Source organism: Paraburkholderia sp. BR14320, assembly GCF_040948665.1.
Lineage (GTDB): Bacteria > Pseudomonadota > Gammaproteobacteria > Burkholderiales > Burkholderiaceae > Paraburkholderia > Paraburkholderia youngii.
Map to the genome: position 1 here is coordinate 1 of NZ_JBFPKG010000005.1, position 18,009 is coordinate 18,009.

Sequence of the window (18,009 nt, forward strand, 5' to 3'; positions counted from 1 at the left end):
GTCTGCTGGCATTCGATCACGATGCGCGGCAGTGGCGCTGGGATACCGAACGCATCCAGGCCAGCGGTTACACCGACAACGTCGTGGACCTGATGGCCGGCAAGCTGACGCGCCTGCCGCCCGCGACACAGCACGCGCTTCAGCAGCTTGCCTGTCTCGGGAACACCGCGGACCTCGCGACATTATCCGCCGTGCTCGGCATGCAGGAGATGCGGGTTCACGGCGTGTTGTGGGAGGCAGTCCGTCAGGAACTGGCCGTACGGCTCGAAGGCGCCTACGCGTTCGTTCACGACCGGGTTCATCAGGCCGCCTATTCCCTGATTCCTGAATCATCGCGCGCCGACGCGCATCTGCGCATCGGCCGGCTGCTCATCGCGCAGACACCCGCGGAAAAGCGAGAGGAAGCGATCTTCGAAATTGTCGGGCAGCTCAATCGCGGCGCCGTGCTGATCACCGAACGGGACGAACGCGAGCAACTGGCCGAACTCAATCTGCTCGCCGGTCAGCGCGCCAGGGCGTCGACGGCCCACGCCTCGGCGCTCGCCTATTTGACCGCTGGCGCCGGGCTATTGAATGACGATTGCTGGCAGCGTCGGCATCAGTTGATTTTTGCACTGGAGCTGAACCGGGCCGAATGCGAATTCCTGACGGGACAACTGCTCGCCGCCGAGACGCGACTTGCGGCGCTATCGAAGCGTGCGACGACCACGCTCGAGCGCGCCCAGGTCACGTTCTGGCAGATGGATGTCTACCTGATGCTCGACCAGAGCGAAAACGCGATCGCCGTTGGCCTCGCCTTCCTTCGGCATGTGGGCATCGAGTGGTCACCCCACCCGGATGACGCGACGGTGCGCCGCGAATACGAGCGCATCTGGTCACTGCTTGGCGACCGGAGCATCGACGAACTCATCGATCTGCCGCCGATGGGGAATCCCATCGCGCTGGCAACCGTCGAGGTTCTGACCAAGCTCTTCGCGCCCGCGTTGTTCACCGATGGGAACCTCAATTGCCTGACGATCTGCAAGGCAATCAGTCTCAGCCTCGAGCAAGGCAATGCCGATGCGTCGTGCGTGGCCTACGCCCAATTCCCCTGGTTCGCCGGACGGCTTTTCGGCGACTACCAGCCCGGATTCGAATTCGGCCGGCTCGGCTGCAAGCTCGTCGAACGACGCGGCCTCGTACGCTTCGAAGCCCGCACGCATCTCGCGTTCTCCGTTTATGTCGCCCGCTGGGTGCGCCCAGCGCGGCAGACTTGCGGCGACCACTTCCGCCGCATTTTCGACGCCTTGAACAGGACCGGCGACCTGTCGTTCGGCGCGTTCGCGTGGTTCCACCTCGTCTCGAACCTGCTTTTCATCGGCGAGCCACTGGCCGACGTGCAACGACAGGGTGAAACCGGCCTTGCGTATGCCAGCAAATTGCAATTCGGCCTGGCGATTCACTTTATCGAAGACCAGCTTGCGGTCATCCGGACGCTCCGCGGTCTGACGCCGGTGTTCGGCTGCCTCGACGACGCGCAGTTCAACGAAGCTCACACCGAACAGCACTATCTGGATCTGAACAAACCGTCGCTGTCGGCCGCCGCATGCTGGTACTGGATCCGGAAGCTCCAGGCGCGCTATCTCGCCGGCGACCACGAGGCGGCCATGGCCGCCGCGTCAGAGGCGCAGCGGCTTCTGTGGACCTCGCACTCGTTTCTCGACGAGGCCGAATATCACTTTTATGCCGCGCTCGCGACGGCTGGACGGCGCGACTCCATCGCGGCTGGCGAGTGGCCGCAGCGGCGGGAAGCATTACTTGCCCACCATAAGCAGCTGCGCGTCTGGGCCGATCTGTGCGCGGAGAATTTCGCAAGTCATACCGCACTGGTCGGCGCCGAGATCGCGCGCATCGAAGGCCACGTGGCGGAGGCCGAAACGCTCTACGAGCAGGCTATCGATTTGGCGCAGGATAGCGGCTTCGCGCATATCGAGGCACTGGCGAGCGAACTCGCGTCGCGCTTTTATGCGGCCCGCGGTCGTCGAAGAATTGCGCGCATGTATATGCAGGACGCCCGCTATGGCTATCTGCGTTGGGGCGCCATCGGCAAGGCGCGTCAACTCGAGGAACAGTACCCATACCTGAGAACCGAAGAGACGGTGCCCGGACCGACCAATACGATGGCGGCAGCCATCGAGCACTTGGAGCTGGCGAAAGTGATCAAGGTGTCGCAGGCGGCGTCAGGCGAAATCCATCTGGAAAAGCTGATCGGGATGGTCATGCGCACGGCCATCGAACAGGCGGGCGCCGAACGGGGTCTGCTGATCCTGTCGGATGCGGGCCAGCATCGGATTGCCGCGGAAGCCACCACCGCCGGCGACGCGGTCCATGTGAAGCTATCGGACGCGCCGCTCAACTCAGCGGTGTTGCCGGAGTCGATCATCAACCAGGTCTTGCGTACGCGCGAGAACATTTTCCTCGACGATGCCGCAACGGACCCGATGGCCGATCCGGACCCTTACGTCCGTCAGCATCGCGCACGTTCCATTCTGTGCCTGCCGCTGATGAATGGCGCCAAGCTGATGGGCGTGCTCTACCTCGAGAACAATCTCACTGCCCGCGTGTTCAGCCCCGCACGGATCGCGGTGCTGAAGCTCGTGGCCTCGCAGGCTGCCATTTCGCTCGAAAATGCCCGCTTGTATCGCGACGTCGCGCAACGCGAAGCAAAGATCCGACGCCTCGTCGACGCCAATCTGATTGGGATCGTCATCTGGGGCCTGGACGGACGACTCATCGACGCCAACGATTCCTTTCTCGACATGCTCCAGTACGACCGTGAGGATTTGCAGAAAGGGCTGCGATGGTACGACATGACGCCCCCCGAATGGCAACAACGTGTGCCGCGCGAGTTCGAAGAGCTTGCGGCGACCGGCGCCATGCAACCCTGCGAAAAGGAGTTCTACAGGAAAGACGGCAGCCGGGTACCCGTCCTGATCGGCGGCGCGGCATTCGAGGATGAGCCGAACCAGGGGGTGGCTTACATTCTCGATCTGAGCGCGCAGAAGCATGCGGAAAAGAAAATCCGTGACAGCGAAGAGCGCTATCGCGACGTGCAGGCCGAACTGGCGCACGCGAACCGCGTCGCGACGATGGGGCAGCTCGCCGCGTCGATCGCTCACGAACTCAGTCAGCCCGTTACCGCGACGGTGGCCAACGCGGAGGCCGCATTGCGATGGCTGGCCCGCGAGCCCGCCGACCTCGGCGAAGCGAGGCGTGCGCTCGATCGTATCGTCAGGGACACCAATCGCGCCGGAGACGTGCTCGGCCGGATCCGGCAAATGGTCAGGAAGGCGCCACGGAAACAGGAGCCGGTAGATATCAACGAGGCGATCCGCGAGATCACCGAACTGGTCCAGGGAGAAGCAAGGAAGAGTGGCGCCAGGCTGGAGATCCAACTCGCGGAAGATTTGCCGTCCATCGAAGGCGACCGGGTGGAATTGCAGCAGGTGCTGCTCAACCTGATCATCAATGCATTGGAGGCAACGAGCAGTCTGGAGGGGACTCGGCACGTGCAGGTCAGCACGGGCGAGGCGGACGGTGCCGGCGTGGTCGTGACCGTGCGCGACTCGGGACCGGGCTTCGGTCCGAACGGTCCGGAACACGCGTTCAGCGCGTTTTACACGACCAAAGCGACGGGCCTGGGCATGGGACTTTCAATCTGCCGTTCGATTATCGACGCCCATGGCGGCCGGTTATGGGTGAGTGAATCCACGCCGCGCGGCGCGGCGGTTCAGTTCACGGTGCCCCTGCACGCGTCGCCAATGCTATGACTCGCCACCGGATATTTTCCCGAGGACGCTCGCAACGATGCGATCGCACTGCGCCCCGCCGAATTCGAACACGTCGCGCTCGGCGAGATCGAGAGCCTGAGCGAGCGACTCGCGCAACATGCTGCGCGCGCGGAAATGCCGGCTCCGTACCGTCGCTTCGGGAATGTTCAGACACTGCGCGGTCTCCTCGACGCTCATTTCCTCGATCGCGCGCAGCACGAATACGACGCGAAACGGCTCGGGCAATTCATCGAGTTTGCGTTCGAGCAGCGCGCGCACTTGCGAACGCGCAAGCGCCCGGTCGGGGGCATCGTCGTCGTGTGTGGTCATTGCATCGTCAGGTTCGATGTATTCGGGTGCGTCCACGATCGGAATCACATTCTGACGCCGCGCCGAGCGCCGTAATCGCGCGAAGCATTCGTTGAGCACCAGCCGTGACAGCCACGTGAACAATTGCGACTCACCGCGAAACTGGCTGATCGATCGGTACGCGTGCAGATACGCATCCTGTAGCGCATCTTCCGCCTCGGCGTCGTTGCGCAAGGTCGCGCGCGCCATGCGATAGAGCCGGCGGTTATGCCTTCGCATCAGCAGTTCGAACGCGTCACGGTCACCAGCGGCGATGCGGCGCGCGATGCCGAGGTCGTCTTCAGTGGACTCGACAGGCAGATTCATCATCGCTTTCATCGTACGTTCAGAACCGCGTGCATCGTCGGATGCAGCGTGCACGAATACGCGTAGCGTCCCCCCTTGGTCGCCACGTAACTCCACGATGCATCCGGCGCGATGTCATGCGAATCGAACGCCTTCGCATCAGCGGTCGCGGTGTGCGGAAACAGGTCCTTGTTGATCCACACCACGCGATCACCGCGCGCGACCGTCAACGCGGCCGGATTGAACCGCATCTGTTCGATCACGACGACGTACGTCGCCGCCATCGCATCGACGTGCAACACCAGCACGCCCATCAGACAAACGAGCCGGCGCATCTCACGCACCGCTCTTTGCCAGTTCCGCCTGCACGTGGCGCGCATGTTCGAGATGCGCGACGAAGGCCGGCCGCACCTTCACGAGCAGCGCCTTCAGTTCCTCGTTCTTCGCGCTCGGAATGAGCGTCTTGTCGAGCGCGTCGATCACGTTTTCATGATAGGTGACCTCGTGATCGATATAGGCCTTATCGAAGCTGGCACCCGAAAGTGTCTTCAGTTTGGCGATGTTCTGGTCGCCGCCCTGCTTGAGGTTCTGACTCGTCGGATTGTCCTCGGGGGTCACGTTGAGCTTCTTCACGAGATCCGTCGCGGCCTTGTTGACGCCGGTGTGATCGGTGACCATTTGCTGCGCGAACGCCTTCACGTCCTTCGATTTCGTTTTGGATTCCGCGAGCTTGCCCGCGTCGATATCGACCTGATTTGCGGTCACGACGATCGCGGCAATCTGCGGATCGCTCGGCCCGGCGCCTTGCGCGCTGGACGCGATGCTCGCTAACGCGAGCGTTGCCGCCAGCACTGTGTGGATGATGAGCTTCATCTGACATCTCCCCATATTCCGTTGCGGATATGGGATTGGATGTCACGTCGGAGAAGCGCGTTCCCGATCGGCCAGGAACGCGCCCGGAATGCGCGCGCCACGTTGCCGCGTGACGCGCAAAACCACCGCACACTACATCGCGATCACCTTGCCGGGGTTCAGGATATTGTGCGGATCGAGCGCAAGCTTGATCGCCTTCATCGCCGCGAGTTCGGCCGGCGAGCGCGACATGCCGAGCACGCCCAGCTTTTCCTCGCCGATCCCATGCTCGGCCGATACGGAGCCGCCCATTTCCCCGGTGAGTTCATAAACGACGCGCTTGACCTCGTCGATGTCCGCGTCGGTCCAGCCCGGTTCCTGCGCCACCACGTGCAGATTGCCGTCGCCGAGATGCCCGTACACGAGGATCGTCGCTTGCGGCCAGCGCGCGCGCAGCCGCTCGTCGCAACGCTGCGCCGCATCGCCCGCCTGCGCAACCGCGAAGCTGATGTCGAACGAGATGCGTCCCGGGATCAGGCGCGGATATTCGGCCGGCGCGTCGCGAATCGCCCAGAACGCCGCGGCGTCCGCGTCCGATTGCGCGAGCGCGGCATCGGAGATCACGCCCGCGTCGAGCATGTCGGCGAGAAAGTCCTCGAACGCCGCCGACTGCCGCTCCGGGTCCGCGCCGCAAGTCTCGAGCAATACGTAGTAAGCGTGATCGCTGCCGAGCGGCACGCGCAGTTCGGGCAGGCGGTCCCGCACGAAATCGCAATAGCTGGGCCACATGACTTCGAACGCGGACACGCCGGCCGGCAGCCGTTCCTGCGCGCGGCCGAGCAGCGTGGTTACCGCCTCGTAATCCGGCATGCCGCACCATGCGGTCGAGATTGCGCGCGGTTTGGCGCGCAGGCGCAGCACCGCGCGCGTGATGACCCCGAGCGTGCCTTCGCTGCCGGTCAGCAGGTTGCGCAGGTCGTAGCCGGTATTGTTCTTGATCATCTTGCGCTCGCCGCCGATCACGCTGCCGTCGGCGAGCACCGCTTCCACGTCGAGCACCTGGTCGCGCATCATGCCGTAGCGGATCACGCGATTGCCGCCCGCATTGGTCGCGATGTTGCCGCCGATCGTGCAGCTGCCGCGCGCGCCGAGGTCGAGCGCGAACATGAAGCCGGCGTGATCGGCCGCTTCCTGCACCACCTGCAGCGGCGTGCCCGCGAACACGGTGATCGTCGCGCTGACCGGATCGATGTCGATGACGCCGGTCATCCGCTCGACGCTCAGCGCAACTTCGCCGCCGAGCACGCAGGCGCCGCCCGCATGCCCGGTCATGCCGCCTTGCGTGACGACCGGCTGGCGGAATTGATGACAGATCCTGAGCGCGGTGGCGACTTCTTCGGTCGTGCGCGGGCGGATCAGCGCGATCGGATCGGTCGATGGCGTGCCGCTCCAGTCGGCGAACTGCCGCCCGCCAAATTCGGCCGGCAGACTCACGATGTCCGCGCCGAGCGCTTCGCGCAGCGCGGCGACGGCTTCGTTACCGCGGGTCGCGACGTTCGGTTCTTGCTGCATCAGATATCTCCAGTTCGTCAGACGGACAAAGCCGCTGCACGCGCCTGCACGGTTTGCGTTTGCGCTTGCGATTGCGATTGCACGCGCGGCAGCGGCGCCTGCTGCCCTGGCCAACGCAGATAACTACGGTCCAGCCCGGCGATATCGCAGCAACCGAGCAAGCCGAGCGCCCGGTCGATCTCGGTCTGCAGAATCTCGATGGCCCGCTCGGCGCCCGGCTGACCGCCCGCGCTCAGACCATAGGTGGTCGCGCGTCCGAGCAATACCGCATCGGCGCCCAGCGCGACCGCCTTCAGGATCTCGGAGCCGCGGCGAAATCCGCCGTCGAGCATCACGCACAGCTTACCCCCAACCTGCTCGACGACTTCGGGCAGCACGTCCATCGCCGATACCGCGCTGTCGAGTTGCCGCCCGCCGTGGTTCGACAGCACGATGCCGTCGACGCCGGCCTCCAGCGCCTTCAGCGCATCGGGCGCACCCAGCACGCCTTTGACGATCAGCCGACGCGGCCACAGATCGCGCAGCCAGCGGATATCGTCCCACGACAACGACGGGTCGAGTTCGCGGCCCAGTGTGATCGTCGCGCCCTTCACGCTGTCCTGCCCCGGCGGCAGCAGGTCGCCGAGATTGGCGAAGCGCGGCATGCCGTTCGGCCACAGCACGTTGGCCATCCAGCTCGGATGGCGCAGCACGTCGAACTTGTTGCGCCAGTCGAGTTTCAGCGGCTCGATGTAGTTGCGCAGGTCCCATTCGCGTTTGCCGAACACCGCGCTGTCGGTCGTGACGACCAGCGCCTCGATGCCCGCGGCCTTCGCGCGCTGCGCCAGTTTCGCGAGAGATTCGCGCGTGCGGTACATGTAGACCTGCATCCACACGCGACCGCCCGCGCGCTGCACGACGTCCTCCAGCGAGATCGTCGACACGTTGCTCAGCACGAACGGAATGCCGGCCGCTGCCGCCGCACTGGCCAGCTTGACGTCGCCTTCGCGAAACATCAGGCCGCTATAGCCGGTCGGGCCGATCATGAACGGCGACGCGCTGCGCTCGCCGAACAGCGTCACGCTCTGATTGCGCTTTTCGACGTTCACCAGCGTGCGCGGCAGAAAAGCGATTTCGCGGAACACGTCGCGGTTGCGCCGCAGTGTCGCTTCGTCTTCGGCGCCGCCCTCGACATACTCGAAACAGAAATTCGGCAGACGCTTGCGGGCCATCGCGCGCAGATCATCGATGCTGTGCGCGCGCTTCACGTCGCGGCCTGAATAAAGGCGGCGTTCCAATTACATCCTCCAGTGCGTGATTTATTCGCTTGTTTGCTTGTGTCGCTGCAATGCAGCCGTTCAGGTCACCACGCCGACTTGCCAAGGCACGAACTCGCTCTGCCCGTAACCGTGCAGCTCGCTCTTGGTGCGCGTACCCGACGCGCAGTCGAGCATCATGCGGAAGATCGCTTCGCCGAGTTCGTCGATGCTCGCGCTACCGTCGATCACCCCGCCGCAATTGATATCGATGTCGTCCTGCTGGCGCTCCCACAACGCGGTGTTGGTCGCCAGCTTCAACGACGGCGACGGCGCGCAGCCGTAAGCGGAGCCGCGCCCGGTCGTGAAGCAGATCAGGTTCGCGCCCGAGGCGACCTGTCCCGTCGCGGAAACCGGGTCGTAGCCGGGTGAATCCATGAACACGAAGCCCTTCGCGGCGATCGGTTGAGCGTATTCGTAGACGTCGACCAGATTCGTCGTGCCGCCCTTCGCGACCGCGCCGAGCGATTTTTCGAGGATCGTCGTCAGACCGCCCACCTTGTTGCCCGCCGATGGGTTGTTGTCCATCGCGCCGCCGTTGCGCGCGCAGTAGTCCTGCCACCACGCGATGCGCGCGAGCAGTTTGTCGCCGACCGCCGCGCTCACCGCGCGGCGCGTCAGCAGATGTTCCGCGCCGTAGATTTCCGGCGTTTCCGACAGGATCGCGGTACCGCCATGCCGCACGAGCCGATCCACCGCGGCGCCGAGCGCCGGATTCGCGGAGATGCCCGAGTAGCCGTCCGAGCCGCCGCATTGCAGACCAACGCACAGATGCGACGCCGGCACCGGCACGCGCTGCACACGGTTCGCGTCGGCGAGCATCTCGCGCACCATCGCGATACCGCGTTCGATCGTCTTGCGCGTGCCGCCGCTGTCCTGGATCGTGAAGCTGCGCAGCTTCGTCGTGCTGGCGTCGAGGCCGCCCGCCGCGAGCACGCCGTCGATCTGATTCGTCTCGCAGCCCAGCCCGACGAACAGCACCGACGCGAAGTTCGGATGCACCGCGTAGCCGGCGAGCGTGCGACGCAGGATCGCAATGCCCTCGCCTTGCATGTCGATGCCGCAGCCGAGCCCGTGCGTCAGAGCGATCACCCCGTCGACGTTCGGATAGTCGGCGAGCGCGTCGGGACGCACGTCGCGCCGGAAATGATCGGCAATCGCGCGCGCAACCGTCGCCGAGCAGTTCACACTGGTCAGAATGCCGATGTAATTGCGCGTCGCGATGCGGCCGTCGTCGCGACGAATCCCCATGAAATGCGCGGGTTCATCGACGTAGACGGTCGGCTGCGCATCGGCGCCGAACGCGTGCTCGCGCGCGAACTCGGACATGCCGAGATTGTGCGTATGAACATGCTGGCCGCGCGCGATCGCCTCGCGCGCTACGCCGATGATCTGGTTGTAGCGCTTGACCGGCTCGCCGCGCGCGATGTCGCGCGTCGCGATCTTGTGCCCCGGTGGACTCAGCCCGGCGACCACCAGTTGTTCCGCGTCGATGCGCGTGCCCGGCAGCAACTGCCGGGTCGCGATGATGACGTCGTCGGCGGGATGCAGGCGAATGATCGGGCACGCGCGGCTAGCTTGAGTCGACATGAAAAGCCTCGAAGACAGGGTTATCGGTAAGCGTTCAAACAGAATACGTCAGATCGTGGAGCCCACGCCCTTGGGCAGATCGCGGCTGTCCGATTCCAGCGACAGCGGCTCGATGCGTCCCACGATGAAAAGATAGCTGAACGCGCCAAGGAAGCAGAAGCCGCCGGCGACGACGAGCGGAATCGTGAACGAGCCCTTCGACATCGCAACCATCACGCCGGTGAACGTGGTGATCACGATCCCCGCCAGATTCGACGCGAAGTTCTGGATGCCGCCGATCGACGCGACGTGGCGCGGCGTCGGCGCGACGTCGCCGGGCAGCGACCAGATGCTCGCCGCGGCGAACGCGAGGCTGCCGTACGCGATGCCGAAGAACGCGAGCATCAGATACGTGTTCTCCGTGAACGCCGACAACGTGATCACCGACGACAACAGCATGCCGCCGACCATGCAGGTCTTGCGCGCGGCCGTCAGGCTCCAGCCGCGCCGGAACAGCGCGTCGGACACGAAGCCGCCGAGCCAGCCGCCCGGAATCGCGATCAACGCCGGAATCATGCCGAGCGTGCCGAGCGATTTCAGCGAGAAGCCACGGGTCTCCACGAGGTAGCTCGGAAACCACGTAATGAAGAAATAGATCACGAAGTTCAGGCAGAAGAAGCCGAGCATCATGCCCCACAGCGTGCGGTGGCGAAACAGCGACGCCCACGTCACCTTCTCCGCGCTCACCTGAGCCGCAGGAGTCGCCTCGAGTGCAACGGCCATCTCGTCTTGCACCGGATTGCGATAGATCACGAACCAGCCGACGATCCAGACCGCGCCGAGCAAGCCGGTAAGAACAAAAGCCGCCTTCCAGCCGAGCGTGCTGATGATCAGCGCAACCACGGGAATCGACAGTGCCGAGCCGACTCGCGAGCCGCTATCGAAGATGCTCGTCGCGAGCGCACGTTCCTTGGGCTGGAACCATTGGCTCACGAGCTTCGTGCAGGACGGATACGCGCCCGCCTCGCCGACGCCGAGCAACAGGCGGCAGCCGAACATGCCCGCGACGCTCGTCGTGACGGCGGTGGCCGCGGTAAACACCGACCACCAGCCGACCGCGAGCGGCAGCGCGATGCGCGCGCCAACTCGATCGACGAACCAGCCGAACGGCATCTGCATGAACGCGTAGGTCCAGAAGAAGCCGCTCAGGATGAAGCCCATCTCGGCGGGGCCGATGCCGAGCGCCTTTTCGATTTGCGGCGCGGCGACCGCGAGATTCGCACGATCGATGTAATTCACCGCGATCGCGAGAAAGCACAGAAAAATCACTACCCAACGCATTTTCTTCATGAAACTGTCTCCTGCTAGCCAGGCTAAGCCTATGTTTAGATGAACCTTGCGACCTCGTGAGCCGCCGGTGTACTGCGGGGTCGACTACCCGATTTACTGCGGAGTTGCGGCCCGCGCCTTTAGCCGCGTTGCACGCACGCGGCAAGCGCCGCGTTCAGACGCGGTTGCTCGACACGCACGTCGAGCTCGCGCGCGAGTTCGATCACCGGCCTGAAGCGCCGCTCTTTCTTTTGCTCGTGATTGCGCGCGATGTCGGCGAGGCGATGATCGAGGAACGGGTTTTCGAAGCGCTCGCGCACGTCATCGAGATAGGCGCGCGCGTCGCTGCCCTGACCGAGCGCATCGAAGACAGGCAGGACCTCGTCGCGCCACAGCGATTCGAGATCGGCGCGCAACAGCGGATCGCGCATCGCGTGCAGCACGTTCTCGTCGGGATCGCGCGCGTCGGCCTGCCAGCGCTCGGCGAGCCACGTATGCCCGAGATTCAGCAGCAGCAGCTTCAGGCGTTCGTAGTGCAACAGATCGTCGGTGACGATCATCGCTTCGTGCTCGCACGGCAGCACCATGCCGGCACGCCGCTCGATCGCCCACAACGCGTAGGGTTCGGCAATCGCGCCGACCGGCCGGATCGGCTCGGATACGATGCGGTCCACCAGCGAATTGACCCAGACGCAGGTGTGCTCGATGTAGCGCACGAACTCGGTCCCGGCGCCCCACTCGCGCGCGATATCGGCGACGAGACCACGCAGCGTGTCGCCGTTGCCCGATACGAGTTCGCATGGCAGCAGCGTCAGCGGCGCGGCGCCGGCATTGAAGCGCGCGTGCAGCAGTACCACGAGCTTCGCCGCGAATCCGCGCGGCACGCTCTTGTCGTTGTGCAATAGCTCGGCGGTGTCTTCGGCGAAACACTCGTAGCCTCGATCGCCGGTGTTCGAGATCACCACGCGCGCGTCGCGCGCAAAGCGCTCCACCACCGTCGGCCAATCGGTATTCGCGTTCAATGCCTCGCTGATCGCATGACAATGCGTGGTCGTATCGATCACCGCTTCGCGGCGCAGACCGCGAATGCGCACCTCGTACTGCCGGTGCGCGCGTAACGCGTCGATGCGCGCGAGGCTCTCGGGGTTGGCCGTCGTCTGCACGACGGTCACGTGTCCCAGCGCGCGGCCCGCGTCGAGCGCCGCCGATACGAACAGATCCGCGTGCGCCTGCAGAAAGCGACTCGTGCCGAATTGAAGAATCGGGTTGCCCATCGTCCGTTGTCCCCGCTCGCTCAACAGGCCACCAGCGCCTTGATGACGCCGGCATCCGGTTTCAGCAGCTTGGGGAATTCGCCCGGCAGATTGGCGAGTTCGACCACGTGCGTATTGAGCGCGGCCGTCGGAATCTTGCCGGCGCGCATCGCTTCGAGCACCGTTTCGAAGTCGGCGACGGTCGCATTGCGGCTCGCGAGCAAGGTCGTCTCGCGCTTGTGGAACTCCGGATCGGCAAACGAAATGCGCTCGCTGACGATCGACACCAGCACGTACTTGCCGCCATGCGCGACGAACTGCAGCCCGCGCTCCATCGCCTTCACGTTGCCGGTCGCGTCGAACACCACGTCGAAGAACTCGTTGTCGGTCAGCGCCGCGAGTTGGGCGGCATCGGTCGCGGCGTCGGTGGTGTCGAGCAGCACCGTGTGATCCGCCTGCAATGCGCCCGCGCACACGGACAGACGGTCCGCGCGGCCGTCGAGCACGCTGACCTCGCCGCCGCGCAGCTTCGCGAAGATCGTCGCGGCCATGCCGATCGGCCCAGCACCGACTACCAGCACACGCTGCCCGGCTTGCACGTCGGCGCGCGCGACCGCGTGTGCGCCGATCGCCAGGAATTCGAGCATCGCGGCCTGGTCGAGCGTCACGCCGTCGGCCTTGAAGACGAACGCCTGCGGCACCGCGAGGTACTCGGTCATGCCGCCGTCGGTATGGACGCCGAGCACGCGGATGTTCACGCAGCAGTTGCCCTTGCCCGCGCGGCAGGCCACGCAGCGCCCGCACGACAGATATGGCATCACGTACACCTGGTCGCCGGCCGCGACGCGCGCACCGGCCGGCGCCGCTTCGACGATGCCGGCAAGCTCGTGCCCCATCACGCGCGGATACGACAGATACGGCTGATTGCCGGTGAAGATATGGAAGTCGGTGCCGCAGATGCCGACTCGCCGGATGCGGATCAGCACATCGTCAGGGCCGGCGTCCGGCATCGCGCGTTCAGCTAGCGCGAGCTGGCCGGGTTGTTCGCAAATGACTGTCTTCATCGTCGTGGAGGAATTGTTCGGGTATCGGGGAGTCGAGCGACCCGCAGGTCTACTCGTTTGACGCCTGCGTGGCGTCGATCTGGCCTTACCAATTTGCAAAATTAACCGCACGTGCGATACTGGTCAAGCCAATTTGCACGGAGTTGGGGGAAACCCCGAACGCTGTCAGCGCGCCGCCGGGCGCGCGCGATTTGCGCGCAGGGCGCTTCGATCTACAATCGGCGCTCGCCTTATCGGGCTTGCACAAGCTCCATTGCCGGGAATCGTTTCGTGAACACCAAACCTGCCGACACTCGCCGCCTCTATCTTCAGATCGCGGAAAAATTGCGCGATCTGATCGCTCAGCCGAAGTTCGCGCCGAACGGCCGCCTGCCGCCCGAGCGCGCGCTGGCGGAGACGCTCGGCGTATCGCGGCCGTCGGTGCGCGAGGCTCTGGTCGCGCTCGAACTGGAAGGGCTCGTCGAGATTCGCATGGGCTCGGGCGTCTATCTGTGCACGACGCCGCCCGCTCAGCGTGATGCGTCGCTGTCGCAGGCCGAACTCGGCGATAGCCTGCTCGACATCCTCGGCGCGCGCTGCCTGATCGAAGGCTCGATCATCGCGAGCGTCGCACCGTTCTGCAATCCGAAAGACCTGAAAATGCTGCGCGCGATCTACAACGAGATGGAGCGCGAAGTGAAGGCCGGCAGAATTCCGGTCGCGGCCGATCGCGCGTTCCATCTCGCGATCGCGCAGATGTCCGGCAACGAAGTGCTGGTGCGCACCGTCAGCTCGCTATTCGATGCGCGGCATAGTCCGCTGTCGGAGAAGCTGCGCGGCCACTTCGAAAACGAAACGACGTGGGGCGCCGTGCCCGAAGAACATCTGGTGATTCTGGAAGCGCTGGAAGCGCATGATCCGCTGCAGGCGCAGGCGGCGATGCAGCGCCACTTGAAGCTGTCGTTGGAGCGGGTGATTACCGGCGGGCAGCGCACGACTTAGGCGCCGCTGCCGGGATACGACGACGTCAGGCCTCGGTGGCCCGATCTGTATTTGATTGGATAGCTTGGGAACGCCGCTGCCGCGAAGCGACGATAGGTCAACTCGCGGCGGTCAAACGCGCATTCACGGCCGCCAGCACTTCTTCGAGCGTCTCCTCCATTACCTTCGACAATTCGTCGAGATGCGGAGCCGGTGCGGCGCCACGTGGCGTGATCTTCAGCGTATAGAAAGGCATCGCGTGCTCGAAGCGGCGCAGGATCAGATTCGAGTCGAGAAAGTCGTACGCCGACACCGGATGCAGCAAACCGATGCCAAGACCTTCCTTGACCATCGTCGCGATGTTGACCGAATACGGCGCGATCGCCACCACCTGCGATTGCAGCTGACCGGTCGCGAGCACCTGATCCATGCCCCAGCGCACGAGGTCGGGCAAGTCGTACGACACGATCGGCTGATTCCGCAGATCGGCCACCTTGATGACCTTGCGCTTGCCGAGCGGATGACCGGCCGGCAACGCGCAGATCGCATCGAGCTGCGCGAACGCGGTCGAATCGGTGCCGGTCACGTCGACGGTATTCGTGACGAGGCCGAGCGCGAGTTGGCGCGACACCACCTGATCGCGAATCAGCGACGACGCCCCGGTCGTCAACGCAATCTGCACGGCCGGATGCCGGCGATGAAAGTTCGCGACCACGCGCGCGAAGTAGCCGAGCCCGAACGACACGACCGAACCCACGCGAATCACCGCGGTCGACGGATTGCGCAAGCTCAGCGCGAACTCGCGGATGTTGTTCAGCCCCGCATAACGCCGCTCGACTTCCTCGAACAGCGCCAACGCTTCGACGGTCGGTTCGAGCCGTCCGCGGCTGCGATCGAACAGCGTCAGACTGGTCAAACGCTCCAGGTCGGTAATCAGACGGCTGATGCCCGACTGCGAAGTGCCGATGACCTGCGCGGCGCGCGTCGTCGTGCGGGTGAGCATCAGCGCCCTGAATGCGTCGATGTGCCGAAAGTCCATCCGTTCTCTCCGGATTGCATGGGCCGCCGGCGCCCCCCGCTGTCAACCGCGCTCGCACGGCAGCGCTGCGCATGTCACGCCGGCAAATCAAAGGCATGGATTTTACCGGCCTTCATTACGACCGGAATGCGCTCGCCCTGCCCCAGCAGACAGTCGAGCGACGCAAGCGGATTGCCGTCGACAACCAGCATGTCGGCGTGCGCGCCTGCCGTGATCTGCCCGAGCTGCCCGACCTGGCCGAGCACCTGCGCGCCGACCACCGTCGCGCTACGCAGGATCTCGAGCGGCGACAGCACTTCGCTGCGCAGGCGGAATTCATCGCTTTGCAGACGCTGCGATTCGCCGAGCAGATCGCTTCCGAAGCCCATCGGCACCCCTGCCGAGTGGAAGATTTCGAGCGAATGCAAGCCCGCCTGACGCACGCTTTCGATCTTCGCAACGCTGTCTGCCGGCAGGCCGAGCGCTTCACCTTCGTTCGCGAGCGCGTCGTAGGTGACGAGCGTCGGCACCGCGAACGCGCCGTGCTCGGCCATCACGCGCGCCGCCGCTTCGTCGACCAGATTGCCGTGCTCGATCGTGCGGACCCCGCAGCGGACCGCGCGCGCGATCGCCTCGGCCGTGTACGCATGCGCGAGCACGTAGGTGCCGCGCGCCCGCGCCTCGTCGACGATCGCCCTGATCTCGTCTTCCGAATAGCCCCATGCGCCGACCGGATCGGTGGGCGACGCGACACCGCCCGAGGCCATGATCTTGATCTGGTCGGCGCCCATCTGCAGCTCTTCACGCACCGCGCGACGCACGGCATCGACGCCGTCGGCGACACGCGATATCGCGCCGACGCGCGCGCAACACGCGCATGGACTATCGGTGCCGATGTAGTCGCTGCGGCCGCGCATGTCGCCGTGTCCGCCGGTCTGGCTGATCGCGCGACCCGACACGAAGAGCCGCGGACCTTCGGCGAGCCCCTGTTCCAACGCCTGCTTGAGCGCGAAGCCCGCGCCGCCCGCATCGCGCACCGTCGTAAAGCCGCGTCTGAGCATGCCTTGCAACAGCGGCAACGACTTCAGCGTGACCAGCACGTTCGGCAGGTTCACCTGTGCCGCGAGATTGAGCTGCGTCGCGTGCACGTGCACGTGCAGATCGATCAGGCCAGGCATCAGCGTCTTGCCGCGCACGTCGATTTCGCGCGCGGACGTGGTTCGGATCGGCCGATCCGAAACTTCCTTGATGCGTCCGTTTTCCACCAGCACCGCGTGGTCCTCGCGCAACTCGCCGGCAACCGGATCGAGCAGCGCGCAGTGCGAGAACAGAATCGACTCCCTCATCTCTCCTCCCGGTTCAAAGCCGGGTCCTCTTCAACGTTGAAGGGTGTCGCGAGCCGCGCGACTCAATCGATGGTCGCGTGCGCGAGCGTGCGCGGCGTCTTCGTCAGCAGCTCGGGGGTGGGGCCGGTCACGACCGAATCGTCGAGCCGGAAGCCGCCGAGGCCGTACACATAGATGCCCGGTTCCGCCGAGTAGACCTCGTTGTCGAGCAGCGCGCGGTGATTGAACGCCATGTCGTCCGGATACTCGTGACCGATGATGCCCATGCCATGTCCGGTGCGATGCCGGATGTACTTCGCGCAGCCGGCCTGCTCGATCACAGCCTGCGCGGCCGCGTCGATTCCGGAAACCGGCTGGCCGGTGACGGCCGCCGCGACGGCCGCCTCGTTGGCCGCGCGCGCGACCTCATGAAAACGCGCCTGCTCGGCGCTCGGCTTGCCGCAGAACCACGTGCGCTCGTTCTCGATCACGAGACCGTTCAAACGCGGAATCACGATATTGACGAGACCGTCGCCCGCCTTGATCTTCGCGCCGCACGACGCCCCGTCGCCATGCGGCGACGCCGATGCCGGTCCCGACAGGGTCCAGCAACGCATCACTTCGAGGTTCTCGCCGGGAAAGCGGCGTGCGCCTTCGGTCACCATCAGCGCGGCCATCTGATAGTCGAGTTCCTGCACGAGCCGTCCGGGGCGGATGTTCTCGCGATATTGGTCCTGCACCCAATCGGCGAGACTCGCGGCTGCCCGCATCACGGTGATCTCCTCCAGGTGCTTGACCCAGCGCAACGAGCGCAGCTCGGCGAGCATCGGCAGAAACTTCGCGTCCGGCAACAGCGACGCCGCACGGCCGAGCGGACCACCCGCGGCCTCGACGCCGATTCGCGATGCGCCAAGCCCGGCGGCGCGCAAACGCGCGGCGATCAGCTCCGGGACTTCCGCGAGCAGCGGCTGCCGCTCGACCACGCGCGGATGCTCGGAATAGAACGAGATATCGTCGAGCCACAGATGCCCGCGCTCGCGCGCCATCATCACGTGATGCGTCGACAGCTCGTTCATGATCGCAAACGGCTCGCCCGACAGCGGCACGCACACCGCGATCGGCCGCTCCCAGGTCTGCACGTCGACATGGAAATTGGTCGCAAACTGGAAGAAGTCGGCGGACGTGAAGATCAGTGCATCGACCCGCTGACGTTCCATCAGCTTTTGCATCAGGTCGTGACGGTAAGCGCGAGTCTTTTCGGTGAGGATCGGCATCTGTGATTCCTTCAGAAAGTCAATTGAAGAGAGGC

General features: G+C 64.9%; 14 protein-coding genes. 2 read left to right on the forward strand and 12 right to left on the reverse strand.

Annotated elements, in window-relative coordinates; translation table 11 throughout:
* Positions 1-3,809, forward strand: a 3,809-nt coding sequence (locus AB3X89_RS06880; protein WP_368582486.1) for an ATP-binding protein, incomplete at its 5' end; no start/stop codon positions are given.
* On the opposite strand, the gene AB3X89_RS06885 is transcribed toward AB3X89_RS06880, so the two are convergent.
* The 9 genes from AB3X89_RS06885 to AB3X89_RS06925 form a co-directional block, all read right to left on the reverse strand.
* Positions 3,804-4,487: an RNA polymerase sigma factor gene (locus AB3X89_RS06885; protein ID WP_368582487.1), complete on the reverse strand. Its 684-nt coding sequence runs from the start codon at positions 4,485-4,487 to the stop codon at positions 3,804-3,806. The genes AB3X89_RS06880 and AB3X89_RS06885 overlap by 6 nt on opposite strands.
* 5 nt (positions 4,488-4,492) lie before the next feature.
* Positions 4,493-4,798, reverse strand: a complete 306-nt coding sequence (locus tag AB3X89_RS06890) for a cupredoxin family copper-binding protein (RefSeq protein WP_368582488.1) — start codon at positions 4,796-4,798, stop codon at positions 4,493-4,495.
* Between the two features lies 1 nt (position 4,799).
* Positions 4,800-5,336 carry a DUF4142 domain-containing protein gene (locus AB3X89_RS06895; RefSeq protein ID WP_368582489.1) on the reverse strand — a complete coding sequence of 179 codons (537 nt, stop codon included), beginning with the start codon at positions 5,334-5,336 and terminating at the stop codon, positions 4,800-4,802.
* Positions 5,337-5,468: 132 nt separating this feature from the next.
* Positions 5,469-6,887 carry an FAD-binding oxidoreductase gene (locus AB3X89_RS06900; protein WP_368582490.1) on the reverse strand — a complete coding sequence of 473 codons (1,419 nt, stop codon included), beginning with the start codon at positions 6,885-6,887 and terminating at the stop codon, positions 5,469-5,471.
* A 17-nt stretch (positions 6,888-6,904) separates the two neighbouring features.
* Positions 6,905-8,164: an alpha-hydroxy acid oxidase gene (locus AB3X89_RS06905; RefSeq protein WP_368582491.1), complete on the reverse strand. Its 1,260-nt coding sequence runs from the start codon at positions 8,162-8,164 to the stop codon at positions 6,905-6,907.
* Positions 8,165-8,224: 60 nt separating this feature from the next.
* Positions 8,225-9,772, reverse strand: a complete 1,548-nt coding sequence (locus AB3X89_RS06910) for a UxaA family hydrolase (RefSeq protein ID WP_368582492.1) — start codon at positions 9,770-9,772, stop codon at positions 8,225-8,227.
* A 48-nt stretch (positions 9,773-9,820) separates the two neighbouring features.
* Positions 9,821-11,101, reverse strand: a complete 1,281-nt coding sequence (locus tag AB3X89_RS06915; RefSeq protein ID WP_368582493.1) for an MFS transporter — start codon at positions 11,099-11,101, stop codon at positions 9,821-9,823.
* Positions 11,102-11,220: 119 nt separating this feature from the next.
* Complete coding sequence (locus tag AB3X89_RS06920; RefSeq protein WP_368582494.1) at positions 11,221-12,354, reverse strand: mannitol dehydrogenase family protein; 1,134 nt, start codon at positions 12,352-12,354, stop codon at positions 11,221-11,223.
* Between the two features lie 20 nt (positions 12,355-12,374).
* On the reverse strand, positions 12,375-13,397 hold the full coding sequence (locus AB3X89_RS06925) for a zinc-binding alcohol dehydrogenase family protein (protein ID WP_368582495.1): 1,023 nt from the start codon (positions 13,395-13,397) through the stop codon (positions 12,375-12,377).
* Between the two features lie 270 nt (positions 13,398-13,667).
* On the opposite strand from AB3X89_RS06925, the gene AB3X89_RS06930 reads away from it, so the two are divergent.
* Positions 13,668-14,378 (forward strand): FadR/GntR family transcriptional regulator, encoded by a 711-nt coding sequence (locus AB3X89_RS06930; RefSeq protein ID WP_368582496.1) that lies wholly within the window; start codon positions 13,668-13,670, stop codon positions 14,376-14,378.
* 97 nt (positions 14,379-14,475) lie between these two features.
* Here AB3X89_RS06930 and AB3X89_RS06935 read toward each other — a convergent pair whose 3' ends face one another.
* The 3 genes from AB3X89_RS06935 to AB3X89_RS06945 all read right to left on the reverse strand — a co-directional run bounded on the left by AB3X89_RS06935 (position 14,476) and on the right by AB3X89_RS06945 (position 17,974).
* Complete coding sequence (locus tag AB3X89_RS06935; RefSeq protein WP_368582497.1) at positions 14,476-15,396, reverse strand: LysR substrate-binding domain-containing protein; 921 nt, start codon at positions 15,394-15,396, stop codon at positions 14,476-14,478.
* Positions 15,397-15,470: 74 nt separating this feature from the next.
* Positions 15,471-16,721: an amidohydrolase family protein gene (locus AB3X89_RS06940; protein WP_368582498.1), complete on the reverse strand. Its 1,251-nt coding sequence runs from the start codon at positions 16,719-16,721 to the stop codon at positions 15,471-15,473.
* A gap of 62 nt (positions 16,722-16,783) precedes the next feature.
* Positions 16,784-17,974: a M24 family metallopeptidase gene (locus AB3X89_RS06945; RefSeq protein ID WP_368582499.1), complete on the reverse strand. Its 1,191-nt coding sequence runs from the start codon at positions 17,972-17,974 to the stop codon at positions 16,784-16,786.
* Positions 17,975-18,009 lie beyond the last annotated feature (35 nt).

Bases quoted from the DNA above. Each gene is read 5' to 3' on its own strand.
- AB3X89_RS06885 (WP_368582487.1), bottom strand. From the start codon at position 4,487: ATGATGAATCTGCCTGTCGAGTCCACTGAAGACGACCTCGGCATCGCG.
- AB3X89_RS06890 (WP_368582488.1), bottom strand. From the start codon at position 4,798: ATGCGCCGGCTCGTTTGTCTGATGGGCGTGCTGGTGTTGCACGTCGAT.
- AB3X89_RS06895 (WP_368582489.1), bottom strand. From the start codon at position 5,336: ATGAAGCTCATCATCCACACAGTGCTGGCGGCAACGCTCGCGTTAGCG.
- AB3X89_RS06900 (WP_368582490.1), bottom strand. From the start codon at position 6,887: ATGCAGCAAGAACCGAACGTCGCGACCCGCGGTAACGAAGCCGTCGCC.
- AB3X89_RS06910 (WP_368582492.1), bottom strand. From the start codon at position 9,772: ATGTCGACTCAAGCTAGCCGCGCGTGCCCGATCATTCGCCTGCATCCC.
- AB3X89_RS06915 (WP_368582493.1), bottom strand. From the start codon at position 11,101: ATGAAGAAAATGCGTTGGGTAGTGATTTTTCTGTGCTTTCTCGCGATC.
- AB3X89_RS06920 (WP_368582494.1), bottom strand. From the start codon at position 12,354: ATGGGCAACCCGATTCTTCAATTCGGCACGAGTCGCTTTCTGCAGGCG.
- AB3X89_RS06925 (WP_368582495.1), bottom strand. From the start codon at position 13,397: ATGAAGACAGTCATTTGCGAACAACCCGGCCAGCTCGCGCTAGCTGAA.
- AB3X89_RS06935 (WP_368582497.1), bottom strand. From the start codon at position 15,396: ATGGACTTTCGGCACATCGACGCATTCAGGGCGCTGATGCTCACCCGC.
- AB3X89_RS06940 (WP_368582498.1), bottom strand. From the start codon at position 16,721: ATGAGGGAGTCGATTCTGTTCTCGCACTGCGCGCTGCTCGATCCGGTT.
- AB3X89_RS06945 (WP_368582499.1), bottom strand. From the start codon at position 17,974: ATGCCGATCCTCACCGAAAAGACTCGCGCTTACCGTCACGACCTGATG.